The organism is Streptomyces sp. SID5785, assembly GCF_009870065.1.
Lineage (GTDB): Bacteria > Actinomycetota > Actinomycetes > Streptomycetales > Streptomycetaceae > Streptomyces.
In genome coordinates, this window is sequence record NZ_WWIA01000525.1 from 1 (window position 1) to 5,996 (window position 5,996).

Below are 5,996 nucleotides of genomic sequence, written 5' to 3' on the forward strand. Positions count from 1 at the left end.
AGGGGCGCGGGGAACTGCGCGACCAGCCACACACGGCCGGTACCCGACAATTCCCCGCGCCCCGCGCCCCGCGACCCGCGACGGCGGCTAGTCGACCTCGACGACCGCCTGGGCGAACTGGGCCTCGTAGAGGCGCTGGTACGCCCCGCCCGCGGCGGCCAGCGCGTCATGGGACCCCTGCTCCACGATCGCCCCGTCCTCCATCACCAGAATCGTGTCGGCATCCCGGATCGTCGACAGCCGGTGCGCGATGACGAACGAGGTCCGCCCGGAGGCGAGCCGCGCCATGGCCTTCTGGATGAGCACCTCGGTCCGGGTGTCGACGGAGGACGTCGCCTCGTCGAGCACCAGGATCACCGGGTCCGACAGGAACGCCCGCGCGATCGTGATGAGCTGCTTCTCGCCCGCGCTGACCCCCGTCCCCTCGTCGTCGATCACCGTGTCGTACCCGTCGGGCAGCGTCCGGATGAACCGGTCCGCGTGCGCGGCCCGCGCCGCCCGCTCGACGTCCTCCCGGGTGACGTCCTTCGACGCCCCGTACGCGATGTTGTCCGCGATGGTCCCGCCGAACAGCCAGGTGTCCTGGAGCACCATGCCGATCCCGGCCCGCAGCTCGTCCCGCGACATCCTCGCGATGTCGACCCCGTCGAGCGTGATCCGCCCGCCGGTGACGTCGTAGAACCGCAGCAGCAGGTTGACCAGCGTCGTCTTGCCCGCGCCCGTCGGCCCCACGATGGCGACCGTGTGCCCGGGCTCCGCCGTGAGGGACAGGTCCTCGATGAGCGGCCGGTCCGGGTCGTAGCGGAACGCGACGTGCTCGAACTCGACGTGCCCGCGCAGCCGCTCCGGCCGCTCGGGCCGCTCCGGGTCCGCCGGCTGCTCCTCGGCGTCGAGCAGTTCGAAGATCCGCTCGGCCGAGGCCACACCCGACTGCACCAGGTTCGCCATCGACGCGACCTGCGTCAGCGGCATCGAGAACTGGCGCGAGTACTGGATGAACGCCTGGACGTCACCGATGGACAGCGACCCGGACGCCACCCGCAGACCGCCCACGACGGCCACCAGCACGTAGTTCAGGTTCGAGACGAAGAACATCAGCGGCTGCATGATGCCGCTGTTGAACTGGGCCTTGAACGAGGCCTCGTACAGCGCCTGGTTCTGCTCGGCGAACTGCTCCGCCGACTCCTGCTGCCGGCCGAACACCTTCACCAGCGTGTGGCCGGTGTACATCTCCTCGATGTGGGCGTTCAGCACGCCGGTGGTGCGCCACTGCTGCACGAACTGCGGCTGCGAGCGCTTGCCGACCTTCGCCGCGACGACCACCGACAACGGCACCGTCACGAGCGCGACCAGCGCGAGCAGCCAGGAGATCCAGAACATCATCACGAGGACGCCGATGATGGTCAGCAGCGAGTTGAGCATCTGCCCCATCGTCTGCTGGAGCGTCTGGCCGATGTTGTCGATGTCGTTGGTCGCCCGGCTCAGGACCTCGCCGCGCTTCTGCTTGTCGTAGTACGACAGCGGCAGCCGCTGCAGCTTGGCCTGCATGTCGCCGCGCAGCTTCATCACCGCGAGGTTGATCGCGCGGTTCGCGAGCCGGGTGCCGATCATCATCGAGAAGCCGGCGACGGCGAACACGGCGAGCGCCAGCAGCAGCACCTCACCGATCCGGTCGAAGTCGACGCCCTGGCCGGGGGTGAAGTCGACACCGCCGAGCATGTCGGCCATGCCGTTGTCACCCTTGGCCCGCAGGCCCTCGATGACCTGCTCCTTGGTGGCCCCGGGCTGCATCCGCCCGCCGATGATCCCGCCGAAGAGCAGGTCGGTGGCGCGGCCGAGGATCTTCGGCCCGACCACCGAGAGACCCACACTGATCACGACCGCCACGAGCACCCCGGCCACCGAGGCCCGGTGTGCGGCGAGCCGCTTGAGGAGCCGCTTGCCGGACCCCTTGAAGTCCATCGAACGCGAACCGGGCGCACCCGCCGCCATCCGCGCCGCCGCAGGACCCGCCATCAGGCCGCCTCCGCTTCCGTGAGCTGGGAGAGCACGATCTCCCGGTACGTCTCGTTGTCCGCCATCAGCTCGTGGTGGCGTCCGCTGCCGACGACGCGGCCCTCGTCGAGGACGACGATGCGGTCGGCGTCCCGGATCGTGGAGACGCGCTGGGCGACGATCACCACGGTCGACTCGGCCGTCTCGGCGCCCAGCGCACGGCGCAGCGCGGCGTCCGTGGCGTAGTCGAGCGCGGAGAACGAGTCGTCGAAGAGGTAGATCTCCGGCTGCTGCACGAGCGTGCGCGCGATCGCGAGCCGCTGGCGCTGACCGCCCGAGACGTTCGTGCCGCCCTGCGTGATCGGCGCGTTCAGCCCGCCCTCGAGGGCCGCGACGAACTCCCGGGCCTGGGCCACGCCGAGCGCGTGCCACAGCTCCTCGTCGGTGGCGTCGGGCCGCCCGTAGCGCAGGTTCGACGCCACCGTCCCGGAGAACAGGTACGGCTTCTGCGGGACGAGCCCGACCGTGCGTGCTATCAGGCCGGGGTCGATGCCGCGGACGTCCTCGCCGTCCACGAGCACGGTGCCGGACGTCGTGTCGTACAGCCGCGGCACCAGGCCCAGCAGGGTCGACTTGCCGCTGCCGGTGGAGCCGATGACCGCCGTGATCTCGCCCGGCCGGGCGACCAGGTCGACGGCGCGCAGCACCGGCTCCTCGGCGCCCGGGTAGCCGAAGTCGGCACCCCGGATCTCCAGGTGGCCGCGCCGGCGCAGCTCGTGCACGGCGTCGTCGGGCGCCGGCGGCACCACGCTCGACTCGGTGCCGAGGATCTCCTGGATGCGCTCGGCGCAGACCTCGGCCCGCGGCACCTGCATGAACATGAAGGTGGCCATCATGACGCTCATCACGATCTGCATGAGGTACGCGAGGAACGCGGTCAGGTCGCCGATCTGCATGCCGCCGCTGTCGATGCGGTGGGCGCCGAACCAGACGACGGCGATCGACGCGACGTTCACGATCGTCATGACGAACGGGAACATCAGGGCCATGATCCGGCCGGTGGCCAGGGAGGTCTGGGTGAGGTCCCAGTTCGCCTCGCCGAACCGGCCCTTCTCGAAGTCGTCCCGGACGAAGGCCCGGATCACGCGGTTGCCGGTGATCTGCTCGCGCAGCACCCGGTTCACGGTGTCCAGCTTGACCTGCATGGACCGGAACAGCGGCCGCATCCTGCGGATGATCAGCGTCAGGACGATCGCCATCACGGGCAGCACGGCGAGCAGCACGCCGGACAGCGGGACGTCGAGGCCGAGGGCCATGACGACACCGCCGACGCACATGATCGGCGCCGACACCATCAGCGTGAACGCCATCAGCACCAGCATCTGGATCTGCTGCACGTCGTTCGTCGTACGGGTGATCAGCGAGGGCGCGCCGAACTGGCCGACCTCGCGCGCGGAGAAGGACTGCACGCGGTCGAAGACACCGGCCCGCACGTCACGGCCGAGCGCGGCGGAGGTCCGGGCGCCGAAGTAGACGGCCCCGGTGTTGCAGACGACCTGCACGACGGTGACGCCGAGCATGAGGGCGCCGAAGGACAGGATGTAGCCGGTGTCGCCCTCGACGACACCGTTGTCGATGATGTCGGCGTTCAGGGTGGGCAGGTACAGCGAGGCGCAGGTCTGCAGGAACTGCAGCAGCACCAGCAGCCCGATGGGTTTCTTGTACGGACTGAGGTAGGTCCGCAGAAGTCGTATGAGCACGCTCGGTCTCTCGGTGTCGGCGGTCTGGAGTGAGAGCGGTGGACAGGGGATCTGGCCACGCCGCCACAGGGGGGACGGCGACGTGCCCGCGCTCCGCCGGAACGGAAGACGCATGGACCCCTATCGTCGGACACTCCACCCGCGTTACTTCAACCGATTAACCCAAGAGCGCTCAAAGTCCGACCCTCAGGTCGGAAAAACCGGCTCGTGCCGCGCCCGCCGGGACCGCTGCGGCCCCGGCCGGCTCAGGAGAAGGCGCCGGGGTGGATCTGCTCCCTGACCGCACGGTACTGCTGGCGCACCGCCTGCCCCACGGGCAGCTCCTCGCCGGGCTCGAGCACCTGCGCGGCCGCGTCCTGCCACTGCGGCAGCTGCCCGGTGAGCGCCCACGCGGCCTGCCGGGCCGCGCCCAGCGCCGCGTAGTCCGCGGGCTGCGGCACCACGACCTGGGTGCCGAACAGCATCGGGGCCGCGGCCTGCACCGCGGGCAGCTCGGCGGCGGCGCCGAGCAGGAACACCCGCCGCACCTCGACCCCGCGCCCGCGCAGCACGTCCAGCGCGTCGGCGAGCCCGCACAGCATGCCCTCGAACGCGGCCCGCGCCAGGTGCTCCGGCTTCATCGACTCGCGCCGCAGGCCGCTCAGGGTGCCCGCGGTGTGCGGCAGGTGCGGTGTCTTCTCGCCCTCCAGGTACGGCAGCAGCACCAGGCCGTGCGCCCCCGGGGTCGACTTCCCGGCCAGCTCGGACAGCTCCTCGATGCCGCCGTCGAGCCCGAGCATCTCGGCGGTGCCACGCAGTGTCCGTACGGCGTTGAGCGTGTGGACGACGGGCAGGTGCATGCCGGTCGCGTCGGCCAGTGAGGTGATCGCGCCGCTCGCGTCGGCGAGCGCCTCGTGGTGGACCGCCATCACGGACCCCGACGCGCCGAGCGACACGACGGCGTCCCCGGTCCGCACCCCGAGCCCGAACGCGGCGGCCATCGTCTCGCCGGTGCCGGCCGAGATGATCAGGCCCTCCGGGGTGGTGCCCGCGGCGTCGCCCGGACCGAGCACCTCGGGCAGCACCGCCTGCTGTCCGAGGGCCAGCTCGACGAGGTCGGGGCGCCAGGCGCCGGTGGCCGCGGACCAGTAGCCGGTGCCCGAGGCGCCGCCGCGGTCGGTCGTGCGGCGGGCGGGCCGTCCGAGCAGCTGCCACACGAGCCAGTCGTGGGCCTGGAGCAGCGCGGCGACGCGCTGTGCGTTCTCCGGCTCGGTGCGGGCCAGCCAGCGCAGCTTGGTGACGGGCTGGGCCGACTGCGGGACGACGCCGACGGCCTGCGCCCACGCCTCGCGCGAGCCCAGCCGGTCGACCAGGTCGGCGGCCGCGACCTGGGCCCGCTTGTCGTTGCCCGTCAGGGCCGGGCGCACCGTGTTGCCCTGGTGGTCGAGGGCGACCAGCGCGTTCGCCTGTGCGGACACGCCGATGGCCTGCACGCCTTCGAGCAGGCCCCCGGCGGCCGCCTCGCCCAGCGAGAGCAGCCAGGCCTGGGGGTCGACGTCGGTGGGCCGCCCACCGCCCTCCGCCGGTTCGAGCGGATGCGGGGCGTACCCCTGCCGCAGCACGGCCCCGGTGTCGGAGTCACAGACCACAATGCGCGTGAAATCGGGCGAACTGTCCAGCCCGGCGACTATCCCCATGACGGAAATTCTGCCGTACCGCCGGGCTCATCCGTACCGCCCGGTCGTCAGGTGTTGCTGGTGCCCCAGTCGTCGTCCTCGGGGCCGCCGCCGCGCTCCCGCAGCGAGCGGACCCGGCCGGCCACCGAGTCGGGCACCTTGGTGCCGACCTTCTCGCTCACGGAGTGGAAGGCCTTGCCCGCGTACTGGCGGGTCTGCTGGGCGGTGCTCTCCGCCGTGTTCCGCACGGCCGGGTTCTGGGCGACGGAGCGGGCCGCCTTCCGCAGCTTCTCGTACTGCTCGCGTCCGGCCCGGGTCCCCAGGACGTATCCGAGGGCCAGACCGGCGAAGAACGTGAGCCGGTAGCGCATGACGGGCCACCCTTTCCGTAGCTCGATGATCACCGGGGGGATACCGATTGGCGGAGCACCCCCCTGCTTGCGCTAATGTATGTGTCGCAGCGAGCGCGCGCCGCCTGGCGACTACCCAGGTGGATGCGTTCGAAGCAACGAGACGTTCCCCTGTAGCTCAATTGGCAGAGCAGCCGGCTGTTAACCGGCAGGTTACTGGTTCGAGTCCAGTCGGG

At 71.2% G+C, this 5,996-nt stretch carries 4 protein-coding genes; all 4 read right to left on the reverse strand.

Annotated features, from left to right (window positions below; genetic code table 11):
* Positions 1 to 87: 87 nt before the first annotated feature.
* Positions 88 to 2,016, reverse strand: a complete 1,929-nt coding sequence (locus GTW43_RS17080) for an ABC transporter ATP-binding protein (RefSeq protein ID WP_161302886.1) — start codon at positions 2,014 to 2,016, stop codon at positions 88 to 90.
* The gene (locus tag GTW43_RS17085) at positions 2,016 to 3,755 is read right to left on the reverse strand and encodes an ABC transporter ATP-binding protein (protein ID WP_161302887.1); all 1,740 of its coding nucleotides are present in this window, start codon (positions 3,753 to 3,755) and stop codon (positions 2,016 to 2,018) included. Before GTW43_RS17085 ends, GTW43_RS17080 begins: the two co-directional genes overlap by 1 nt.
* A gap of 245 nt (positions 3,756 to 4,000) precedes the next feature.
* Positions 4,001 to 5,431 (reverse strand): FGGY family carbohydrate kinase, encoded by a 1,431-nt coding sequence (locus GTW43_RS17090; protein ID WP_161302888.1) that lies wholly within the window; start codon positions 5,429 to 5,431, stop codon positions 4,001 to 4,003.
* A 47-nt stretch (positions 5,432 to 5,478) separates the two neighbouring features.
* Complete coding sequence (locus GTW43_RS17095; protein WP_161302889.1) at positions 5,479 to 5,781, reverse strand: YtxH domain-containing protein; 303 nt, start codon at positions 5,779 to 5,781, stop codon at positions 5,479 to 5,481.
* Between the last annotated feature and the right edge of the window lie 215 nt (positions 5,782 to 5,996).